General features: G+C 70.8%; 18 protein-coding genes and 1 riboswitch. Of the genes, 5 read left to right on the forward strand and 13 right to left on the reverse strand.

Annotation, left to right across the window (positions count from 1 at the left end; all coding sequences use genetic code 11):
- Positions 1-288 precede the first annotated feature (288 nt).
- Positions 289-1,743 (forward strand): RNA polymerase sigma factor, encoded by a 1,455-nt coding sequence (locus ACQP1K_RS14010; protein WP_433501330.1) that lies wholly within the window; start codon positions 289-291, stop codon positions 1,741-1,743.
- A gap of 70 nt (positions 1,744-1,813) precedes the next feature.
- Here the strand turns inward: ACQP1K_RS14010 and ACQP1K_RS14015 are convergent, their stop codons facing one another.
- Positions 1,814-2,209: a hypothetical protein gene (locus ACQP1K_RS14015; RefSeq protein WP_433501331.1), complete on the reverse strand. Its 396-nt coding sequence runs from the start codon at positions 2,207-2,209 to the stop codon at positions 1,814-1,816.
- Positions 2,210-2,342: 133 nt separating this feature from the next.
- Here ACQP1K_RS14015 and ACQP1K_RS14020 point away from each other — a divergent pair, with 133 nt between their 5' ends.
- Complete coding sequence (locus ACQP1K_RS14020) at positions 2,343-2,951, forward strand: TetR/AcrR family transcriptional regulator C-terminal domain-containing protein (RefSeq protein WP_433501332.1); 609 nt, start codon at positions 2,343-2,345, stop codon at positions 2,949-2,951.
- A 395-nt stretch (positions 2,952-3,346) separates the two neighbouring features.
- Positions 3,347-3,547 (forward strand): DUF5999 family protein, encoded by a 201-nt coding sequence (locus ACQP1K_RS14025; RefSeq protein ID WP_433501333.1) that lies wholly within the window; start codon positions 3,347-3,349, stop codon positions 3,545-3,547.
- On the opposite strand, the gene ACQP1K_RS14030 is transcribed toward ACQP1K_RS14025, so the two are convergent.
- Entirely contained in the window at positions 3,482-4,153 is a 672-nt protein-coding gene (locus ACQP1K_RS14030) for an alpha/beta hydrolase family protein (protein ID WP_433501334.1), read from the reverse strand. The genes ACQP1K_RS14025 and ACQP1K_RS14030 overlap by 66 nt on opposite strands.
- Before the next feature lie 92 nt (positions 4,154-4,245).
- Between ACQP1K_RS14030 and ACQP1K_RS14035 the strand changes: the two genes are divergently transcribed.
- A complete protein-coding gene (locus tag ACQP1K_RS14035) occupies positions 4,246-4,767 on the forward strand; it encodes a hypothetical protein (protein ID WP_433501335.1) in 522 nt (173 codons plus the stop codon).
- Between the two features lie 74 nt (positions 4,768-4,841).
- On the opposite strand, the gene ACQP1K_RS14040 is transcribed toward ACQP1K_RS14035, so the two are convergent.
- The 8 genes from ACQP1K_RS14040 to ACQP1K_RS14075 form a co-directional block, all read right to left on the reverse strand.
- Complete coding sequence (locus ACQP1K_RS14040) at positions 4,842-5,405, reverse strand: hypothetical protein (protein WP_433501336.1); 564 nt, start codon at positions 5,403-5,405, stop codon at positions 4,842-4,844.
- Positions 5,406-5,506: 101 nt separating this feature from the next.
- Complete coding sequence (gene gcvP, locus ACQP1K_RS14045) at positions 5,507-8,350, reverse strand: aminomethyl-transferring glycine dehydrogenase (protein ID WP_433501337.1); 2,844 nt, start codon at positions 8,348-8,350, stop codon at positions 5,507-5,509.
- Between the two features lie 168 nt (positions 8,351-8,518).
- Positions 8,519-8,608, reverse strand: a riboswitch (glycine riboswitch).
- A 56-nt stretch (positions 8,609-8,664) separates the two neighbouring features.
- On the reverse strand, positions 8,665-9,282 hold the full coding sequence (locus ACQP1K_RS14050; RefSeq protein WP_055478570.1) for a MerR family transcriptional regulator: 618 nt from the start codon (positions 9,280-9,282) through the stop codon (positions 8,665-8,667).
- A gap of 155 nt (positions 9,283-9,437) precedes the next feature.
- Positions 9,438-9,908 (reverse strand): bifunctional nuclease family protein, encoded by a 471-nt coding sequence (locus ACQP1K_RS14055; protein WP_152990269.1) that lies wholly within the window; start codon positions 9,906-9,908, stop codon positions 9,438-9,440.
- A 76-nt stretch (positions 9,909-9,984) separates the two neighbouring features.
- On the reverse strand, positions 9,985-10,650 hold the full coding sequence (ftsR, locus tag ACQP1K_RS14060) for a transcriptional regulator FtsR (protein ID WP_055478571.1): 666 nt from the start codon (positions 10,648-10,650) through the stop codon (positions 9,985-9,987).
- A 19-nt stretch (positions 10,651-10,669) separates the two neighbouring features.
- Complete coding sequence (locus ACQP1K_RS14065) at positions 10,670-11,173, reverse strand: FHA domain-containing protein (RefSeq protein WP_433501338.1); 504 nt, start codon at positions 11,171-11,173, stop codon at positions 10,670-10,672.
- 165 nt (positions 11,174-11,338) lie between these two features.
- Entirely contained in the window at positions 11,339-13,843 is a 2,505-nt protein-coding gene (locus tag ACQP1K_RS14070; RefSeq protein WP_433501339.1) for a sugar phosphate nucleotidyltransferase, read from the reverse strand.
- Positions 13,844-13,878: 35 nt separating this feature from the next.
- Positions 13,879-14,454 carry a CDP-alcohol phosphatidyltransferase family protein gene (locus ACQP1K_RS14075; protein ID WP_433501340.1) on the reverse strand — a complete coding sequence of 192 codons (576 nt, stop codon included), beginning with the start codon at positions 14,452-14,454 and terminating at the stop codon, positions 13,879-13,881.
- Between the two features lie 375 nt (positions 14,455-14,829).
- Here ACQP1K_RS14075 and ACQP1K_RS14080 point away from each other — a divergent pair, with 375 nt between their 5' ends.
- Positions 14,830-15,972, forward strand: coding sequence for a globin domain-containing protein (locus ACQP1K_RS14080; protein ID WP_433501341.1), 1,143 nt, complete (start codon positions 14,830-14,832; stop codon positions 15,970-15,972).
- Between the two features lie 81 nt (positions 15,973-16,053).
- Here the strand turns inward: ACQP1K_RS14080 and thyX are convergent, their stop codons facing one another.
- The 3 genes from thyX to ACQP1K_RS14095 all read right to left on the reverse strand — a co-directional run bounded on the left by thyX (position 16,054) and on the right by ACQP1K_RS14095 (position 18,600).
- On the reverse strand, positions 16,054-16,836 hold the full coding sequence (gene thyX / locus ACQP1K_RS14085) for an FAD-dependent thymidylate synthase (RefSeq protein ID WP_433501342.1): 783 nt from the start codon (positions 16,834-16,836) through the stop codon (positions 16,054-16,056).
- A gap of 94 nt (positions 16,837-16,930) precedes the next feature.
- A complete protein-coding gene (locus tag ACQP1K_RS14090; protein ID WP_433501343.1) occupies positions 16,931-17,713 on the reverse strand; it encodes an ABC transporter permease in 783 nt (260 codons plus the stop codon).
- The gene (locus ACQP1K_RS14095; RefSeq protein ID WP_433501344.1) at positions 17,710-18,600 is read right to left on the reverse strand and encodes an ABC transporter ATP-binding protein; all 891 of its coding nucleotides are present in this window, start codon (positions 18,598-18,600) and stop codon (positions 17,710-17,712) included. The genes ACQP1K_RS14090 and ACQP1K_RS14095 overlap by 4 nt, the downstream gene beginning before the upstream one ends.
- Positions 18,601-18,635: the final 35 nt, after the last annotated feature.

The raw sequence follows: 18,635 nt of genomic DNA on the forward strand, positions 1-18,635 counted from the left end.
ATCAGCCGATCTTGCACTTCTCCGCAAACTGCAAGATCACTAACACTGTTTCCGCTGGTCAACCAGGTCAGGTGCGAGAAACTGCAAGATCACGGAGGGCGTCGTGCCTGCTCAGCGCGTACGACTGCGAGCATTCGCAAGATCACCCACGGGAGGGGAGGGGTCGGGTGAGGGAACAAACTGGGCGCGACGGCGTTATTGCTACTGGTGCGCCGAGCCGCCCACAGACCGCCGCGCCCAATCGCAAGCACCCACGATGACGGACTCCGTCAAGGAGGAGGTGTCCTCATGCCCCGGACCTCCGTGGCGACCTCGCTCGGGCACGAGGTGACCCCGAAGACTCTCGACCAACTGCTGGAGCGAGGGCGGGCCAAGGGTCGTCTCTCCCTGCCGGAGCTGCGCGAGGCCTTCACGCAGGCCGGCGTCAGCCCCGCCGAGGGCCGTACGATCTTGCGTGAGCTGGCCGAGGCCGGCGTCGACCTCGCCGACGACGGGTCGAAGACGACGCCCGCGAAGAAGGCGGCCGCCGCCCCGAAGACCCGCAGGACCGCCGAGGTAGCGGCGTCCCCCCGGCCGGCCGGCGAGAGCCCCAGGACCACCGCCCCCGCCGAGCGGGCCGACGACGACGCCGCCGCGGACGACACCGTCACGAGCGTCAAGGCCGCGAAGACCACCAGGACGCGCAGGACGCGCAAGACCGCCGCTACGGCGTCCGCCGCCCCGGGCACGCCGGAGAACGCGCACCGTGCCCCGGAGCCGGCGGCCGAGGCCGCGTCCGACACCGAGGAGACCGAGGTCGTCGACCTCGACGACACCTCCTCGGTGATGGGCGACTCCGTCCACACCTACCTGAAGTCGATCGGCCGCCGGACGCTGCTGACCGCGGCCCAGGAGGTCGAGCTGGCCAAGCGCATCGAGGCCGGGCTGTACGCCGAGTACAAGCTGGAGGCGGCCCTGGAGAACGGCGAGAAGCTGCCGCCGGGCGTGCGCGAGGACCTCGAATGGATCATCGAGGACGGCAGACGCGCCAAGGACCACATGCTGGAGGCGAACCTCCGCCTGGTGGTGTCGGTCGCCAAGAAGTACACCGACCGCGGCATGTCGCTGCTCGACGTCGTCCAGGAGGGCAACCTCGGCCTGATCCGGGCGGTCGAGAAGTTCGACTACGCCAAGGGCTACAAGTTCTCCACGTACGCCATGTGGTGGATCAGGCAGGCCATCCAGCGCGGCTTCGCCGACTCGGCCCGCACGATCCGGCTGCCCGTCCACGTGCTGGAGATGCTGTCGAAGCTGTCGCGGGTCGAGCGCGACATGCACCAGCGGCTCGGCCGGGAACCGACACCGGAGGAACTGGCGGTCGAGCTGGACAGGACTCCGGACCAGATCGAGGAGCTGCTCCGTACGAGCAGGCAGCCGATCAGCCTCGACTCCACGATCGGCGAGGACGGCGAGACCCGCATCGGCGACCTGATCGAGGACGTGGACTCCCCCGAGGCATCCGAGGTCGTGGACCGGCAGCTGCTGGCCGAGCAGCTCAAGGGCGTCCTGGGCAACCTGTCGCCGCGCGAGGCGAAGATCATGAGCCTGCGCTTCGGGCTGATCGACGGCAAGCCGCACACGCTCGACGAGATCGGCAAGCACCTCGGCCTCACCCGGGAGCGTATCCGCCAGCTCGAGAAGGAGTCGCTGTCCAAGCTGCGCCATCCGAGCAACACCAGCCCGCTCCTCGACTGGGCCAGCTGACCCGACGACCGCATGCGTACGGCCCGCGCCGGAAACGGCGCGGGCCGTACGCATGCCGGCGGCCCTGCTCTCAGCGGACCGTCGCGTAGGTCCGGGGAACCCGGGGGATGCTCAGCTTGTTCTCCTCCCGCAGCGTGCGCAGGCGGCTGACCTCGGCCGTCCACAGCGCCCCCTCGGGGGTGGCCCTGGCCTTGCGCCGCGCGATGCGGTCGTCGTACGCCTTGATCCCGAGCGTGGACCGCTGCCCGGCCTCGGCGGCACGCAGGGCCTCGGTGAGCGCGCGGGCGAGGTCGCGACCGGCCGCACGCCGCTCGGCCACCGATCCCCCGGCGGCCTGCACCTCGTGCAGGCGCCGCTCGGCCGCGCGAGCCTTCTCCAGCAGGGCCGGGTAGCCCTTTCCGATCTCCAGGTCCGCGTGGTAGCGGACTTCCGCCTCCCGGCTCACCCGCGGACGGAAAAACGCCATCGTCAGCTCCTCCAGATCCGGCGAACGCATCGCCCCTCGGGTAGCGTACGCGCTGCCCGGCGAGTCCCGCACATCGCGCCGGCCGGCCCGCCCTCGTTTACAAAGTAAGGTGACGTGTGGCAGAGTGGTCCCCATGCCGGCCAAACGCCCACCCGTCCCGCTGTCCCGGGAACGCATCATCGACGCCGCCCTGCACATCGCCGACGGGCAGGGCCTGCGCCGGCTGACCATGCGCCGTCTCGGCGACGCCCTCCAGGTGGAGGCGATGGCCGTCTACCATCACCTCCCCCGCGGCAAGGAGGCGCTGATGGACGCGCTCGCCGAGCACGTCACCGCCGTACGGGTCGATCCCGGCCCCGGCGAATCGGGCGCGGCGCCCTCATGGCAGGATCTGGCCCGTGCCTGGGCCCGGGCGAGCCGTACGGCTCTGCTGGAACATCCCGGGGTGCTGTCGCTGGCCCTGGTCAAACCGCCCAAGGGAGCGGCGCTGATCTCCATCGGGGAGCAGACCGAGCAGTTGCGGGAGGCGGGGCTGGGCGACGCCGCGCCGGCCGCGGTGCGGGCCCTGCGCTCCTACGTCCTCGGCAGCGTCGCCGTCGAGGTCCAGCAGTCCGGCTGGGCCGACCCCGACGCCGACGTCGTGAACGCGCGTACGGCCGAGGGCGAGCGGGAGTTCGAGCAGGGGCTCGACGCCCTCATCGAGGGTCTCGGCGGCCGGCGAAGCGGACAACCAACCGGATAACGAATCAGTTACCAGACGGTCGGCGTGTCGAGGTTGGACCGTTATCGTCCGTGAGGCACTCTTGTGTACTGGGTCACATCAGGTGTGCCACAGCCTGTTCGGGGGCGATCCGACCAGACGGGGTTCGTCGACGTCCGTCCGGTTCACGACCTGATCGGGTGGCGGTACGAGCCCCCTCCGAGCGGCGGAAACCGCCCGAACGGACTATGTCGCTCTGATGCGGCCGCCCCGCAGACTGGTGTGGTCCAGTGTGCGGTGTGTCACAACGTCAACCCCATACGCTCGATCTCCCGAGAGGGAAGGACGACATCGGTGGCAACACCCACTGGGGTCACCACCGGCCCGGCCTCCGATGACGACCCGCGAGCGAACGAGAAAAACACGGAGCCCCGGCGATGTGCTCTCATGAACCGGCCTGTCCCAGCGCCGAAGCGAAGGACCGCGAAGCCGCGCGTACCGTGGCGACGCACCCCGAGCAGGGCTGGAGCCTGCTCTGCAACGGCGTCGTGCTGTTCGAGGACACCGGTGAACTACTTCCCGACGGCGGCGTCATCGCCCCGCACCGCCCCACCGACGTGACCGTCAACGCCGCCTGAGCCCCTCGCGGCCGTTTCCAGCAGCTCCGGCAGCCAGCGCGCGACCTCCTCGCCCACCAGGGCGGGGTCTTTCTTCAACTCGTGCCCTTCGCCCGGCAGGACCACCAGGCGCGTCGCGTCGGCCTCGTCCGGGACGCCGAACGGGTCGCGATCTCCATTGATCACCAGCACGGGGGTCGCCGCCTGCCTGAGCTCCCCCGCGCGTGAGCGGCCCGGCTTGCCCGGGGGGTTCAGCGGGAACGCCAGCGCGATCGCCCCCGCCGCGCCGGCGGCCCGTGCCGTACGGCAGGCCACCCTCGCCCCGTTGCTCCGGCCGCCCAGAACAAGGGGCAGGCCGGGGTGGCGCGCACGCAGCGCGGCCACGACGGCCAGCCACGCCTCGTCCTGTTTCACCGCCGAGCCGGGTGCTCGCGCGCCGCGCATCCGGAACGGCTGGACGACCCGGGCCACGGTGCCGCCGATCTTCAGCGCGGCGTCCCGTACGGCCAGCAGGTCGGGGGCGTCGATCCCGCCCGAGGATCCATGGGTCAGCACCAGCAGCAGCCTGGGATCGGAGGCCTCGTCCACCTCGGCCAGCGCCGGGCCGTGCGGGGTCTCGATCTCCATGCCACGACGGTATCGCCTCCGCCTTCAGCAGGAGCGGTCGCCCCTCCTCATGGAGGAGACCGCCCGGGCCGCGGAAGAGGCAGAATGGCAGCGTGCCGGAATCAGCATCGCAGCAGCCCGCGACGGGCCATCCCGCTGTGGCCCAGCCCCCGCCCGCCTGGCCGCAGCCGCCCTATCCCCCGCCGCCCTACCCGCCCCAGACCGAACCGGCGCAGACGCAACCGGCGCACTTCCAGCCCGCACCGGGCCGGTCGCCGCAGCAGCCGGTCGCGCCGTCGACCCGCGAGGACCTGCGCGCCGTCCTGGCCGCCCGGCGGGATCTGGGGGCGGAGTACGAGGACGCCCTGGTCGACTCGTTCCTCGACAAGCTCGACGTGGAGATCGCCGCGCGGGTGCGGGGCGAGGTCGCGGCCCAGATCGCGCACCAGCGGCAGGGGGCGCAGCAGGAGAAGAAGGACAGCGGAGTCGGGGTGGCCCTCGGCTCTCTCGCCCTGGGGATCCCGTTGACCGGGGCCGCCGGGGCCACCGCCGGGGGCCCCGGCGTGATGCTGGTCTGGTTCGGGATCATCGCCGTCAACGTGGCCTACGCGCTGGGCCGGCGCAGGCAGCACTGATCCCGGCCACGGCACAGGGCCCGTCCGCGACGATCCGTGAGACCACGGCCGGGTGTGCGTTGAGCGCGCGGGTCTCAGGGGGTGCTTTCCGCGGTTTCCTGGCTCGATGACACGGCCGGGCGGACGTCCCGGCCCAGACGGAGCCGCACCAGCTCGGCCAGTGCCGGGTCCGGGTGGTCCAGCCCGTAGCGCCAGACCGTGGCGGCGTCGCCGTCGCGGCCGCGCAGCGGCAGTGTCCGGGCCAGCAGTTCGATGGCGAGGGCTCCGGTGCCGGCGTCGGCGCCCTCCCGGCGGCCCTCCTCGACCGCGCCGGCGAACTCGGCGCACGCCAGCTCCAGGTGGGCGATGCCGAGCAGGACCCGCAGGCGGGCGGCGTCCGCCACCGCGTCCACCGACAGCGCCCGGACCAGCACGTCCCCCGCCTGCTCCGGCTCGCCCTCCTCCAGCAGCAGCTCCGCCATATGCTCGGCGACGGCCGACAGGCCGGCGCCCGCCTCCGCCCTGTCGGGTGACTCCGGGTCCTCGGCCAGCTCGGCGAAGATCGCGGCCGCGCCGTCCAGGTCGCCGGACTGTGCCAACTGGTGAGCCTGGGCGAGCCGGTGGGCATCGTCGAGCCGCCCGGGGTCGATGGCCGTCATCGAGGGGCCTCGCATCGGATCTGGGTGACAGGAAACGATCACCAGGATCCTAGCGTCCCGGCCGCCGGGCGGGACCGGACATGCGCCAAACCGTACGGAACTCAGCCCTCGTAGGCGTCCAGGGGCGGGCAGGAGCAGACGAGGTTGCGGTCGCCGTACGCCTGGTCGATCCGCCGAACGGGCGGCCAGTACTTGTTCTCCCGCGACCCCGGCAGCGGATAGGCGGCCACGCTACGCGGGTACGGGTGCGGCCACTCGTCCGCGGTCACGCAGTCAGCGGTGTGCGGGGCATTCCTGAGCGGATTGTCCACCTTGTCGTACTCTCCCGACCCCACACGGGCGATCTCCGCCCGGATGGCGATCATCGCGTCGGCGAAGCGGTCGAGCTCGGCCAGGTTCTCGCTCTCGGTCGGCTCGATCATCAGCGTGCCGGCGACGGGGAACGACATGGTGGGCGCGTGGAAGCCGTAGTCGACCAGCCGCTTGGCCACGTCGTCGACCGTGACGCCGGTCTCCTTGGTGATCGGCCGCAGGTCGATGATGCACTCGTGCGCCACCAGCCCGCCGCGGCCGGTGTAGAGCACCGGATAGTGCGGCGCGAGCCGCCGGGCGAGGTAGTTTGCCGACAGGATCGCCTGCTCGGTGGCCTGACGCAGCCCCTCGCCGCCCATCATCCTGAGGTACGCCCAGGAGATCGGCAGGATGCCCGCCGAGCCGTACGGCGCAGCCGACACGTGCGTGGGCAGGTGGGGGGCGAGATGGGCCTTGACGGCCACCGGGCCGACTCCGGGCCCTCCCCCGCCGTGCGGGATGCAGAACGTCTTGTGCAGGTTCAGGTGGGAGACGTCTGCGCCGAACTCGCCGAGCCGGGCCAGCCCGACCAGCGCGTTGAGGTTCGCCCCGTCCACGTAGACCTGGCCGCCCGCCGCGTGCACCCGCTCGCAGATCTCGACGATCGTCTCCTCGTACACCCCGTGCGTCGAGGGGTACGTCACCATGATCGCGGCCAGCGCGTCACGATGCTTTTCGATCTTCGTGGCGAGGTCGCCGAGGTCGACGTCGCCGTCGGCGTCGCAGGCCACCACGACCACCCGCATCCCGGCCATGACGGCGCTGGCGGCGTTGGTCCCGTGGGCGGACGAGGGGATGAGGCACACGTCACGTCCGGCCTCGCCGCGGGACCGGTGGTAGCCCCGGATGGCCAGCAGCCCGGCGAACTCCCCCTGCGAGCCCGCGTTGGGCTGCACGGACACCGTGTCGTACCCGGTGATCTCGGCGAGCCAGCCCTCCAGGGTCTCGATCAGCTCGGCGTATCCCGCCGCCTGCCCGATCGGCGCGAAGGGATGGACACCGGCGAACTCCGGCCAGGTGATGGGCTCCATCTCGGTGGCCGCGTTGAGCTTCATCGTGCAGGACCCCAGCGGGATCATCGACCGGTCCAGGGCGATGTCCTTGTCCTGGAGCCGCCGCAGATAGCGCAGCATCGCGGTCTCCGAGCGGTGGGTGTGGAACACCGGGTGGGTGAGGTAGGCGGAGGCGCGCAGCAGACCGGCGGGCAGCGCGTCGGGCGTCACCCGGTCCAGATCGTCCAGCGCGTCGTGCTCCGCACGCTCCCGCGGGTCTGAGGCGAACGCGTCCCAGACGGTACGCAGGTGGCCCGCGGTGGTCTTCTCGTCGCAGGCGATCGCGACGTGGTCGGCGTCCACGTGGCGCAGGTTGATCCCGGCGGCCTCGGCGGCGGCGACGACCTCGGCGGCCCGGCCGGGCACCCGGGCGAGCACGGTGTCGAAGAACTCCTCGTGGACGACCGTCACCCCGCGCTCACGCAGCCCGGCGGCGAGGACGGCCGCGTGACGGTGGACCCGCTGCGCGATCCGTCTGAGCCCCTCTGGGCCGTGGTAGACGGCGTACATCGAGGCGATGACGGCGAGCAGGACCTGTGCCGTGCAGATGTTGCTGGTGGCCTTCTCGCGGCGGATGTGCTGTTCCCGGGTCTGCAGGGCGAGCCGGTAGGCGGGCCGGCCGTCCGCGTCGACCGAGACCCCGACCAGGCGGCCCGGCATCTGCCGCTGCAGCCCCTCCCTGACCGCCATGTAGGCGGCGTGCGGGCCGCCGAAGCCGAGCTGCACCCCGAACCGCTGGGTGGAGCCGACCGCGATGTCGGCGCCCTGCTCGCCCGGGGCGGCCAGCAGCGTCAGCGCCAGCAGGTCGGCCGCGGCCACGACGAGCGCGCCCGCGGCGTGCGCCCGCTCGGCCAGACCGGCGAAGCCGGCCACCCGGCCGCTCGCACCCGGATACTGCACCAGGACGCCGAAGCAGTCGGGCAGGTCTCCGGCGAGGTCGGACTCGACCAGCGTGATCCCCAGCGGCTCGGCCCGGGTCGCCAGCACGGCCTTGGTCTGCGGCAGCGCCTCGGCGTCCACCACGAACACGGCGGACTTCGACCGGCCGGCCCGGCGGGCCAGCGTCATGGCCTCGGCCGCCGCCGTCGCCTCGTCCAGCAGGGAGGCCCCGGCCACGTCGAGCCCGGTCAGGTCCGTCACCATCGTCTGGAAGTTCAGCAGCGCCTCCAGGCGCCCCTGGGAGATCTCCGGCTGGTACGGCGTGTACGCCGTGTACCAGCCGGGGTTCTCCAGCACGTTGCGCAGGATGACGCCCGGGGTGATCGTGTCGTGGTATCCCAGGCCGATCATCGAGGTGAGCGTCCGGTTGCGGCCGGCCAGGGCGCGCAGCTCGGCCAGCGCCTCTGTCTCGCTCGCCGCCTCGGGAAGATCGAGCGGCTTCCTGGCGCGGATCGCCTCGGGTACGGCCGCCGCCACCAGCGCGGCGACCGACTCGTGGCCGACGACGCGCAGCATGTGCGCCCGGTCGGCGTCCGAGGGGCCGATGTGGCGGGTGGCGAAGGGGGGAGCGGAAAGATCGCGAAGTTGTGACCTATCAGTCATGACAGGGCCTCCCGGCGGGTCGAGACCAGATTTGCGGTCTCCCCCTCTGTCATCGGACCTGAGAGCTTCACCGGGCCGCCTCGCGCGCGGCCCACATCGCCGCGCCGGTCCCGGTTTTCCCCTTCGGTGAGGCGCCACCTGGCTGGTGCGCCCGCTTTTCAGAGTCGCCTCGTCCGTGCGGTACGGATGCCTGAGAGATTCCGGGGAGGTTGCTCCTTCGGCGCCCCTGTGGTCAGAGGTCTCTCCCGCACGTGGTCGTCGGCCGCCTTCACTCTACCGTTACCCGGAATCCGGCCGGCCCATCCGCCCGGCCGTCAACCGATCTTGCGTGCCTTCCGGCGGCGGGCCAGTTCGTCCGCCGGATGGTCTCCCTCCGCATCGGAGGCGGCTTCCGCCCGCTCACCCGGCAGCTCGGCGAGCGATCCCTCCACCTCGCGCCAGACCCGGCCGAGCGCGATGCCGAACACGCCCTGCCCGCCCTGCAGCAGGTCTATGACCTCGTCGGCCGACGTGCACTCGTAGACGCTCACGCCGTCGCTCATCAACGTGATCTGGGCCAGGTCGTTGACCCCGCGGTCCCTCAGATGCCGTACGGCGGTGCGGATCTGCTGGAGGGAGACGCCGGTGTCCAGGAGGCGTTTGACGACTTTCAGCACGAGGATGTCGCGGAAGCTGTAAAGTCGCTGCGACCCCGATCCCTGGGCGGCCCTTATCGTCGGGAGGACGAGTTCGGTGCGCGCCCAGTAGTCGAGCTGCCGGTAGGTGATACCGGCCGCGGCGCATGCCGTGGGGCCGCGGTATCCGATGTCCTCGGGCAGCGCGGTCGGCCGCTCGTCGAACAGCAGACCCTGCTCGCCGGCGCGCTCCCGCGCCGACTGCCGGACCGGGTCGTGCTGGCCGGCCGACTTACCCTCGCCGCTGCTGACCGCCACTGCGGACCTCCGGCTTTCTCTCATCCCACGGTCTGATCTGGGGGTTCGTGAATTACAACCGTGGTTTCCCTTGCACCGTAGGACTGGGCGCATCGTCAGTCAACGACCCTGTCCGGCGCGTCGTGAAGCGTAATCTCCCGATATCGACCAGCACGTCAGCCCGCCCTGCCGAAGTCTTCTGGAGTGATTTTGTCCAGGAACTGGCGGAACTTCTCGACCTCGTCCTCCTGGTCGTCGGGCATGCTCACACCCGCCTCCTGAACCACGTCCTCACTCGCGTAGATCGTCGCCCCGGTGCGCAGCGCCAGTGCGATCGAATCCGACGGCCGGGCGCTCACCTCCACACCGTTCGAGAACACCAGATCGGCGAAGAAGATCCCATCACGGAGCGCGACGATGTTGACGGTGCGCAACCGCACCCCCAAGGCCTCGAGCACGTCACGGAACAAGTCGTGGGTCAGCGGCCTCGGCGGCGGCTCCTCCGCCTGGGCCAACGCAATAGCAGTCGCCTCGGTCATGCCTATCCAAATCGGTAGATACCGATCACCGCTCGTCTCTTTCAACAGGACGATCGGCTGGTTGGTGGGCATCTCAACGCGAACCCCCACGACCTCCATCTGCAACACGGGCGGCTCCGTCTCAAGCGTCGCGGCATATCACCAGGCATTCAACGTAACACCCGGGACCGACCGGGTATGCCGGTCACCGCCCCTGAATGCCGCGAACACTGCCACGAAGTAACGCGTTGTGCAATTCTTGAATAAGTCCGGAGATCTCCCTGGCGGTCTCGTCCGCCTGCGCGATCGCGCCGGGCGCCCGGCGACGCATCAGCGGGGCCACCGCCTGCTCGATCAGGCCCGCCTCCCGCTCCACGGCGGCCCTGACGGCCCGCAGATGCCTGGGATGCAGGCCGAACTTCGCCAGCGCGCCCACGCTACGAGCGACCTCGAGCGCCTCCCCGTCGTAGTGACGGGCCACGGGGGCGACCAGGCCGAAGCTCTCCATCTCGGCGAGCGTCTCCTCGTCGATTCCCGCCGCCTCGATCAGCCCCTCCCGGCTCAGCCGTACGGGCGGTGCCCCGGCCGCCGCGTCCGGCACGGGACGCGGGCGGGCGGCCTGCTCGTCCAGATGATCCTTGATCACCCGGAGCGGCAGGTAGTGGTCGCGCTGCGCGGTGAGGATGTAGCGCAGGCGCTCGACGTCGTGGTGCGTGAACTTGCGGTAGCCCGAGGGGCTCCGCTGCGGCTCTATGAGCCCCTCACCCTCCAGGAAACGGATCTTGGAGATGGTGATGTCGGGGAACTCCCCCTGCAGCAGGGCGAGCACCTCCCCGATGCTCATGAACGCCCGTACGGCCTGCGCGCCCATGATCCCCCCTCCTCAACGATCAAAATCCTCCAGGGCCACGGGTGAGGAACACCAGCCGGAACTTGCCGATCTGCACCTCGTCGCCACCCGTCAGCGGGGACTCCTCGATGCGCTCCCGGTTGACGTAGGTGCCGTTGAGGCTGCCGACATCACGCACGGTGAAGTGGCCGCCGCGCCGGTAGAACTCCACGTGTCTCCTGGACACGGTTACATCGTCCAGGAAAATGTCACTTTCCGGGTGGCGACCCGCCGTAGTGAGGTCGCTGTCGAGCAGAAAACGACTCCCCGCGTTGGGTCCGCGCATGACGACCAGCAGCGCCGTGCCCGGCGGCAGGCGGTCCACCGCCGACCTGTCCGGCAGCAGGGCCTGCCCCGCCTCGGCCTCAAGCGCCTCGAGCGAGATCGTCGAGGTGGTGTCGGCCGCGGTGGGCACCGGTACGCTCAGCGGCGAACCGCATCGTGAACAGAAACGGGCATCCTCGGGGTTGGCATGACCGCACTGCGTGCAGTAGACGCTGGGCATCGATCGGCTCGGCCTCTCTCACGACTTGCTCGGACTGCGAATGCCGCAACTTACGCTGATCAAGGATCAAGGTCAAGAAGCATGGCTGGGCGTGGACTGACCAACGCTACAGCCAGCATACGTTCAAGGTCCATCCCGCCACACATGGACCGGGTCCGTCCGCCCTCATCGGGCTCCCGCCGCCCGCTCCACGACAGCGGCCCAGCGCTCCAGCAGGGCCTGGGCGGTGTCCATGTCGTGCCCCTCGGCCCACAGGTGGGTGACGGCCTCCGCCGGGTCGGGCAGGACGAGGGTCCAGCTCCCGTCGTCCTCCACGATGCGCACGCCGTCCGTGGTGTCCAGGCTCCGGTCCTCGGCGGCCTCGACCACCGCGCGCATCACGGTCCCCTTGTGCGCCCAGGGGGTGGGGACCGTACGCTTGAGCAGTCTGGCCTCCGGGATGCGGGCGTCGATCTGGCTGAGCGACAGCCGGGTCCGCGCCACGAGGCCGAGCAGGCGCAGGAAGACGGCGGGGCCGTCAAGCGTGGGGGCGAACTCCGGGACGATGAAACCGCCGCGGCCGTCGGCGGCGAACACCGTGCCGGGACGGCCCGCCGCACGGGTCAGCGTGTCCAGGCTGGTGGCCGTCCAGTCGACCTGCACGCCGTGGAACCGGCAGACCATCTCGGCCACCCGGGTCGTGGTGACCGGCAGGGCCACCCTGCCGCCCTGGCGCTCGGCGGCCACCAGATCGAGGACCACGAGCAGCGCACGCTCCTCGCTGATCAGCCGGCCCAGCTCGTCGACCAGGGAGATCCGCTCGCCCACCGGGTCGAACCGTACGCCGAAGGCCGCCCGCGACGAGGCGACGAGCTCGGCCAGGCGCTGCAGGTCGCGGCGGCGCTCGGCGAGGGTCTCGGTCGGCGAGGCGTCGTCGAGCCGGTTGTTGACGGTCAGCACGTCGACGCCCGCCGGGCCGAGCAGGCTGGGCAGCACCAGCGAGGCGGTGCCGCCGGCGCAGTCGACCACGACCTTCATCTCGGCGTCCTTGACGCCGCTCATGTCGACGCAGCGCAGCAGCTCGCGGGTGTAGGCGCCGACGGCCCTGGCCGGGAAGGTCAGCTCGGCGATCTCGCCGGGGAACGCCCTGCGGTACTCCTGCCGCGAGAAGACACGCTCCAGCTTCCGCTGGGCCGCCTGGGACAGGTCGGCCCCCTCCTCGTCCATGAACACGATGTCGACGCTCTGCGGGTCGCCCGGGGTCGTCCGCAGGGCGATCCCGCCCTTGACGTGCTCGCGCGAGGTGTGGAAACGCGCGACCGGCAGGGCGGCGGCCTCCAGGTCGATCACGTTGATCGCGCTGGAGTTGAGCGCGCTGATCACCGCGCGTTTGAGCGCCCGGGCCGCGCGGGAGACGTCGCGGGAGGTGACGACGGTGTCTCCCTTGCGCAGCGTGGTGGCGTAGGCGCTGGCCAGCCGCACGCACAGCTCGGGCGTGATCTCGACGTTGACCAGGCCGGAGACGCCGCGCGGGCCGAACAGGCTGCGCTGGCCGCGCGACTCCCAGATGACGCTGGTGTTGACGACCGTGCCCGCCTCGATCGTCTTGAACGGGTAGATCTTCACGCCGGAGGACACGTACGCCTCCGACTCGATCACGCACTCGTCGCCGACGACGGCGTTCTCCTCGATGCGGGCCCCGGTCATCACGTCGGTGTTCTTCCCGATCACGCAGCCGCGCAGGTGCGCGGCGGGGCCGACGTAGACGTTGTCGCTGACGACCGCGCGGTGCAGGAACGCGCCCTCCTTGACGACCGCGTTGCTGCCGAGCACGGTGTACTCCCGCAGCTCGGCGCCGGCCTCGACCTTCGCGTAGTCGCCGATGTAGAGCGGCCCCTTGAGCACCGCCTCCGGGTCGACCGAGGCGCCCTCGGCCACCCACACCCCGGGCGCCAGCTCGAACGCCTCGAAGTCGATCTTTACCTTGCCCTCCAGGACGTCGGCATGGGCCTTCAGATAGCTCTCATGGGTGCCCACGTCCTCCCAGTAGCCCTCGGCCACGTAGCCGAACAGCCTGCCGCCCCGGTCGAGGAGCTTGGGGAAGACCTCGGCAGACCAGTCGACGGGCTGCCCGGGGGCGATCTCGTCGAGCACCGACGGCTCCATGATGTAGATGCCGGTGTTCACGGTGTCGGAGAACACCTGCCCCCAGGTGGGCTTCTCCAGGAACCGCTGGATCCGCCCGTCCTCGTCCACGATGATGATCCCGAACTCGAGCGGGTTGGGCACCCGCTTGAGCCCGATCGTGACCAGCGCGCGGTTCTCCCGGTGGAAGCGGAGCATGTCGGTCAGGTCGATGTCGGTGAGCGCGTCACCGGAGATCACCAGGAACCGGTCGTCGCGCAGCCTGTCGGCGGCGTTCTTCACGCTCCCCGCCGTGCCGAGCGGCACCTCCTCGGTGGCGTAGTGCAGGGTCATTCCCAGCTCGTCGCCGTCGCCGAAGTAGTTGCGGATGAGCGCGGCCAGGAACTGCACGGTGACGACGGTCTCGGTGAAGCCGTGCCGTTTCAGCAGGCGCAGCACGTGCTCCATGATCGGCCGGTTGATGATAGGGAGCATCGGCTTGGGCTGGTTGGCGGTCATCGGCCGCAGCCGAGTGCCCTCCCCGCCCACCATCACGACGGCCTTCACGCCTCACCCCCTTTGTCAGGCGGCGCGCCGGTCGATCAGCCGGCGCGCGTGCCGATCAGCTGCCGCACCTGGACGACGTACAACACCCCCGCCCACCAATACAGACCCGTTCCCCAGATGGCGAACGCCCATCCGGAGATCGCGCAGATATCGGCGTACCAGCCGTCGTGCGAGGCGAGGAACAGCAGCGGGAACGCGTACATGAGGGCGGCCGTTCCCGCCTTGCCGAGGAAGTGCACCGGCAGGGCCGGGCCGTACCCGTGACGGCGCAGCAGGGGCGGGACCCACAGCAGCAGGACGTCGCGCAGCGGCACGATCAGCGCCAGCCACCAGGGGACGGCGTCACGCAGGACCAGCCCGAGGAGGGTGGCGAGGATGTAGAGCCGGTCGGCGAGCGGGTCGATCAGGCGGCCGAGTCTGCTCATCTGGTTCCAGGCCCGTGCGATCTTGCCGTCGAGCCAGTCGCTGAACCCGGCGAGGATGAGCAGCCCGATGGCCCAGCCGTCCGCCTCCGGGCCCAGCACGAGCCAGAGGAAGACGGGAACGCCGAGCAGCCTGAGCGCGCTCAGCAGGTTGGGCAGCGTCCAGATCCGGTCCTCGGCAGCGGTCACGCCCCAGACCCTACCCGGCGCCCCGCCGTGCGCCGCCGGGTGTCCGTGAGGGCGCCCCGCCGTGCGCCGCCGGGTGATCGAGGCGTTCGAGGAGCCGATGCCGTGACCACGGTCCGGCGGGACCCTCCGCCCGCGTTCGCCGGTGAGCGCGCGACCCCGCGGCGCTCCGGCCGCCCGCCCCCTCCGATCGGGGAAGAACCCCGGCTCGTTCGCGGACGGCGGGTATTCGCCGAGCAATGCGGACGAATCTGTTGTGACTCCATGTCTCCGATGTCACACTCACGGTGAGCGCCCGGCGAGCCGGGACCGCCGGCGCTCGTCACCCGGAATCTCAGGGAGGCGTACCGAACACGACCAGGGTGGGAGCACGATCTCATGTCGCCGAACGCGCGTCTCGTCAAGGAGAGCTTCTCACTCGTCGAGCCCGTCGCCGACCGGGCCTCGGCGTATTTCTACGGCCGGCTGTTCGCCGAGAATCCGAGCCTGCGCGCGCTGTTCCCGGCCGCCATGGGCGCGCCCGACGATCGCGTCTTCCGGGCGCTCATGAAGATCGTCCGGGCGCTCGACGACCCCGCCGCGCTCTCGCCGTTCCTCGCCCGGCTCGGCCGCGACCACCGCAGGTTCGGCGTCGTCGCCGAGCACTACGAGGCCGTCGGCGCAGCGCTGCTCGCCACGGTCCGGCACTTCACCGCCGGGTCCTGGACCGCCGAGGTCGAGGCCGCCTGGACCGAGACGTACGGCATGGTCGCCGGCGTGATGATCGATGCGGCCCGGGCGGAGGCGAGAACCCGTCCCCCCTGGTGGCTCGCCGAGGTCGTCGGTCACGAGTCGCGCGGCCCCGACATCGCCGTGGTCACCCTGCGCCCGGCGCAGCCGCTCGACTTCACCCCGGGACAGCACGTCACGGTGCAGACGCCGCGCTGGCCACGCGTATGGCGTCCGTTCTCGATCGCCAACGCCCCGCGGGCGGACGGCACGCTGAGCCTGCACGTGCGGGCGGTCCCCGGAGGCTGGGTGAGCTCGGCGCTGGTGCGGCACACCCGGATCGGCGACCAGGTCATGCTCGGGCCCCCGGGCGGCACGATGACCCCGGCCGACACCGGAAGGGACATGCTGTGCGTCGCCGGCGGCACCGGCCTGGCCCCGATCAAGGCCGTCATCGAGCACGTCATCGCCTCGGGCCGACGTCCCGGCATCCATCTGCTGTTCGGCGCCCGGCACGCCGGAGATCTGTACGACCTGCCCGACCTCGTCCGGATGGCGGCGGACTTCCCGCGGCTGCGGGTGCTGCCCGTGGTCTCCGACGATCCCGGCTTCTCCGGGATGCGGGGCAGGCTGCCGGACGTCATGGAGCGGCTCCACTCCTGGCCCGATCACGAGGTCTACGTGTGCGGGCCCGACGCGATGGTGGACGAGACCGTACGGCGCCTGCGCAGGTCGCAGGTGCCGCCGTCCCGCATCCACCGCGACGGGGCGCCGGAGCATCCCGTGGAGACGGCGGGCGGGCCGGCCTCCTGACCGGCATGACGACCACGGCCGGCGGGAAACGGCGGGCGTTCCCGGTGGGGCCGCCCGGCGAGCCGGTGTACTCCCCGGTGCTCAGACCTTGCGCCAGCCGGGGATCCAGGCGCCGTCCTCGACCACGTAGTCGCCGAACAGCGCCGGGGCCTCGTCCTTCATGATCTCGCCGATCCTGCCGAAGACGAGGCGGATCTCCTCCTCGGCTCCGGCGGCCGTACGCGCCTCGATCGTGTGACGCAGCGCGCGCACGTTGGCCGTCCACACCAGGCCGGTGGCGACGCCCTCGGGGGCGAAACGGCGCATGAACGAGGTGCGGTGCTTCTTCTCCGCGAACGGCACCCCCTCCTCGTCCAGCCCGAAGTGGGCGGCCGCCCAGGTCTGGAACTCCTCCATCCGGTCGAGCAGCTCGGTGGCCCGCTTCATCAGCTCCGCGTCCTCGTGTGCCCACTCGGGGAACCAGAACGGGATGTCGGCGAGCCGGACGAATCGCAGCGACTCCTGCGAGATCGCCACCCCCGGGCGGTGCCGCGCGAGCTCATGGGTCAGAACTCTCGAGACGTTGTGCAGGACGAAGCTGAAGTTGAGGTGCTCAAGGACCGAGCCGTGGGCGCTGGCCAGGATGTTGCGCAGATAGGCATCCTGATCCTTGCGCACACGGGTCACGTTCGGGTTCAGCCCGGGCTCGAACGACCGATAGCACAGGCGGCCGGCGAACTCGGCGAGATTCTGCGCGTCGAACTCACCCCGCTCCAGCCGCTCCAGCCAGCTCTCGCCGCCGACCTCCTGGAGATAGCGGGCGAGCTCGTCGTAGTCCAGGTCGGGCCTGGCGACGAGGAAGACCTCGGGTTCGACGCTGCGCATGTACTTTGAATCCCCGTTGTTGCGGTTGAGACCGGATAAGCACACCGTACCGGGCCGCGGCGCGCGCCACGGCCCGGTACGCACGTAAGCCGGCTCAGGTGATGTCGCGGCGGAGCGTGGTGGCCGAGGCGACGGCCGCGAACAGCAGGCCGTACGCGACCAGGATCAGCGCCCCGCCCCAGGCGGGGAGCAGGTCGGGCCTGCCGAACCCGGTGTCGACGTCGATGCTCATCAGCGACTGCGCGGCACCGCCGGGCAGCCACTTGCCGACGACCTGCAGGACCGGGATCCCGCTCAGGATCGGCTCGACGATGTAGGTCCACACCACGGCGATCACGATGCCGGCGACCTGGTTGCGCACCAGCGCCCCCAGTCCGATGCCGAACAGCGCGTAGAGCGCCATGGACACGACGATGCCGACACTGATCTGCGGGATGTGGGAGGCCGACAGGTCGAGCCCGCCCCCCGAGATCAGCACGGTGGGGATCACCACGATCGCCTGGAACACCAGCAGGGCCAGGGCGAACAGGGCGCCGACCACCAGACCGGTGATCAGCTTGCCGGCGACCACCTGACCGCGCCGCGGGGTGGTCAGCAGGGTGCCGGTGATCGTCTGGTAGCGGTACTCGGAGGTCATCATGACGACCCCGAGGACCATCACCATGATCCAGCCCATCTGCACACCGCTCGCCCAGACCATCTGCGCCCACTCGGGGGTGTCCCGGCCGGGGAAGGACGCGCCGTTGTTCTCGATTCCGGCGACCACGATGAAGATGACCAGGAACACCCCGACCAGCAGCAGCATGACGAGCAGCAGGATCCACCAGAGACGGGTGGTGAAGAGCTTCTGCAGCTCCGCCTTGACCAGCTTGATCATCGTCCCTCCGTCAGATCGAGGAAGACCTTCTGGAGGTCCGACCGCTCCTGTGTGACCTCGGTCAGCACGACCCGCCGGTCGAGCGCGACCTGCCCGACGGCCTCCGCGTCAAGTCCGCGCACGCGCAGCGTCCCGTCGTCGACGACCTCGACCTGCGCGCCGGCGGCTTCGAGCGCGGGGGCGAGCTCCGCAGCCTTGGCGGTGCGTACCCGGACGGCCTCCCCTCCGTTGCTGGTCAGCTCGGACAGGCTGCCCTGCCGGACGAGGCTGCCCCTGGCGATGATCACCACGTGGTCGACGGTCTGCTCGACCTCCGACAGGACGTGGCTGGAGACCAGCACCGCCGCGCCCTCGTCGTACGCGAGGTGGCGCAGGAAACCGCGGAGCCATTCGATCCCGGCGGGGTCCAGGCCGTTGGCCGGCTCGTCGAGGATGTACACCTTCGGGCGGCCGAGCAGGGCGGAGGCCAGCGCGAGCCGCTGCCGCATGCCCAGCGAGAAACCGCCCACGCGCTTGTTCGCCACGTCGGCGAGGCCGACCTGGCCGAGCACGTCGTCGGCCCGCGCGGCGGGCAGCCCGGCGGCCGTGCACATGATGCGCAGGTGATTGCGCGCGGTGCGGCCGGGGTGGAAGCTGGTCGCCTCGAGCACGGCCCCCACCTCGGTCAGGGGCTCGCTCAGCGTGATGTAGGGCCTGCCGTTGACCAGCGCCTCACCCGAGTCGGGTGTGACCAGGCCGAGCAGGCTGCGGAGGGTGGTGGTCTTACCGGCTCCGTTGGGGCCGAGGAAGCCGGTGACGGATCCGGCCTCCACCCTGAACGACACGTCGTCGACGGCTTTCACTGCCCCGAACGACTTGACTAGATTTTTGATCTCTATAGCAGTCATCGCCTCCCGATTATCTCGCCCGAGAACTGCGCTTT

The organism is Sphaerimonospora sp. CA-214678, assembly GCF_050942215.1.
Taxonomy (GTDB): Bacteria; Actinomycetota; Actinomycetes; order Streptosporangiales; family Streptosporangiaceae; genus Sphaerimonospora.

Bases quoted from the DNA above. Each gene is read 5' to 3' on its own strand.
- ACQP1K_RS14080 (WP_433501341.1), top strand. From the start codon at position 14,830: ATGTCGCCGAACGCGCGTCTCGTCAAGGAGAGCTTCTCACTCGTCGAG.
- ACQP1K_RS14095 (WP_433501344.1), bottom strand. From the start codon at position 18,600: ATGACTGCTATAGAGATCAAAAATCTAGTCAAGTCGTTCGGGGCAGTG.
- thyX (WP_433501342.1), bottom strand. From the start codon at position 16,836: ATGCGCAGCGTCGAACCCGAGGTCTTCCTCGTCGCCAGGCCCGACCTG.
- ACQP1K_RS14015 (WP_433501331.1), bottom strand. From the start codon at position 2,209: ATGGCGTTTTTCCGTCCGCGGGTGAGCCGGGAGGCGGAAGTCCGCTAC.
- ACQP1K_RS14020 (WP_433501332.1), top strand. From the start codon at position 2,343: ATGCCGGCCAAACGCCCACCCGTCCCGCTGTCCCGGGAACGCATCATC.
- ACQP1K_RS14040 (WP_433501336.1), bottom strand. From the start codon at position 5,405: ATGACGGCCATCGACCCCGGGCGGCTCGACGATGCCCACCGGCTCGCC.
- gcvP (WP_433501337.1), bottom strand. From the start codon at position 8,350: ATGACTGATAGGTCACAACTTCGCGATCTTTCCGCTCCCCCCTTCGCC.
- ACQP1K_RS14065 (WP_433501338.1), bottom strand. From the start codon at position 11,173: ATGCCCAGCGTCTACTGCACGCAGTGCGGTCATGCCAACCCCGAGGAT.
- ACQP1K_RS14010 (WP_433501330.1), top strand. From the start codon at position 289: ATGCCCCGGACCTCCGTGGCGACCTCGCTCGGGCACGAGGTGACCCCG.
- ACQP1K_RS14090 (WP_433501343.1), bottom strand. From the start codon at position 17,713: ATGATCAAGCTGGTCAAGGCGGAGCTGCAGAAGCTCTTCACCACCCGT.
- ftsR (WP_055478571.1), bottom strand. From the start codon at position 10,650: ATGGGCGCGCAGGCCGTACGGGCGTTCATGAGCATCGGGGAGGTGCTC.
- ACQP1K_RS14030 (WP_433501334.1), bottom strand. From the start codon at position 4,153: ATGGAGATCGAGACCCCGCACGGCCCGGCGCTGGCCGAGGTGGACGAG.
- ACQP1K_RS14025 (WP_433501333.1), top strand. From the start codon at position 3,347: ATGTGCTCTCATGAACCGGCCTGTCCCAGCGCCGAAGCGAAGGACCGC.